The following is a 1,355-nucleotide window of genomic DNA, read 5'->3' on the forward strand; positions in this document are numbered from 1 at the left end:
AAAGAAGTCCGCAAACTTTCTCGCGAAGGCATCCGCATCTTTGGGGAACGGTATTACGCGCCGGAACTCTACAGCCGCACACATGCTGTGCAGGTACGTTACGATATCGGCGATCTTTCTTCCCTGCTGGTCTACAGCGAAGACGGGAAGCACTTCATCTGCGAAGCTCACAAGGTACGGGGTATTCATCCCGCCGCCGACCTGCTGGGTACAGAACAGCATAGCGCAGATTTGCGCGAAGCCCTCAGCCTGAAAAAACTGCAGGAGCGTGAAGCCTCATCGGTAGCCCGGGGGGTACTTGAGGCCGCGCTGACAGACCAGCGCAACCGCATGCGTGCACTGCAGGAAGAGCAGGTCGAACCCAAAGCCGTTTCCACGGGCACATTGCCCCAATCCAAGATTACCAGCATTGAGGCTGCCAAACGGCAGGCGCAAACCAAGCGGGAATCAGCTCCAACCTATATTCCGCCAGCACAAAAACCCGACATCGTGAACGAACTGGACAAGTATGAATACCTTTTCAACGTATCCGTCCGAGATGGTCTCACCCTCCGTGAGTCTGATCAGGAATGGATGGAGTCCATTGAACGCACTGAAGATTTTCAAAGAGACGCCGCTCATCGCTATGAACGGCTTCGCAAGTATTACGCCCGCAACAGGGCCAACCCGGCAACCGCATAAGGAGCAGGCATGAGGCGAGACGTATTCATAGAAACCCGCAACGTGATGGATTTCCGCCAGAAGGTAAGAGCGCTGGAAGACTTCTCCGGTGAGCCGGGCTTCGCGCTTGTTTTCGGGCAGGCCGGACGGGGCAAAACTGAAACTGCGCGTCATTACCACGCCATGAACGGCGGTATCTTTCTCCGGGTCATGCAGGGCTGGTCGCAGTGCGCTTTTTTACAGGAGTTGTGTTTTCAAGTCTGCGGCCTGCGCCCCCGGTCTTCAGCAACCTGCAAGGCTAAGATTATTGAGGCGCTGGATAGCATGCCGCAGACACTATTCGTTGATGAGGCGGACCGCCTGCACGTCGATCGCGTAGAAGACCTGCGTGACGTCTTTGACCTGACAAGTTCCACAGTGGTGCTCATCGGCGAACAGGAATTGCGCGGTTTGCTCAGCACCCGCCGGAGAATCTGGAGCCGTGTGAAGCAGGTTGTGGAGTTTGGCCCTGTTGCGGAGGAAGACGTCGCTATTTTGGGGGATGAAGCTGCCGGGCTGGATATTGCTCCGGAAGCCTGCTCACAAATTGTTCGCCTTGCTGACGGCGACTTCCGTCTTGTGTGGAGCTTTATCCACCAACTCGAATTAACGGCCAAGACACACGGAATACAACAGATAAACACAGAACTTGTGGC

At 55.6% G+C, this 1,355-nt stretch carries 2 protein-coding genes; both read left to right on the forward strand.

All coding sequences use genetic code 11. The annotated features are described in order from the left end of the window. A partial coding sequence (locus H586_RS19135; protein WP_034619264.1) for a Mu transposase C-terminal domain-containing protein occupies positions 1 to 681 on the forward strand: 681 nt, incomplete at its 5' end. Between the two features lie 9 nt (positions 682 to 690). After that, positions 691 to 1,355 (forward strand): AAA family ATPase (locus H586_RS0111885; RefSeq protein ID WP_027182151.1); only part of this gene is annotated, 665 nt, incomplete at its 3' end.

Source organism: Oleidesulfovibrio alaskensis DSM 16109 (assembly GCF_000482745.1).
Taxonomy (GTDB): Bacteria; Desulfobacterota; Desulfovibrionia; order Desulfovibrionales; family Desulfovibrionaceae; genus Oleidesulfovibrio; species Oleidesulfovibrio alaskensis.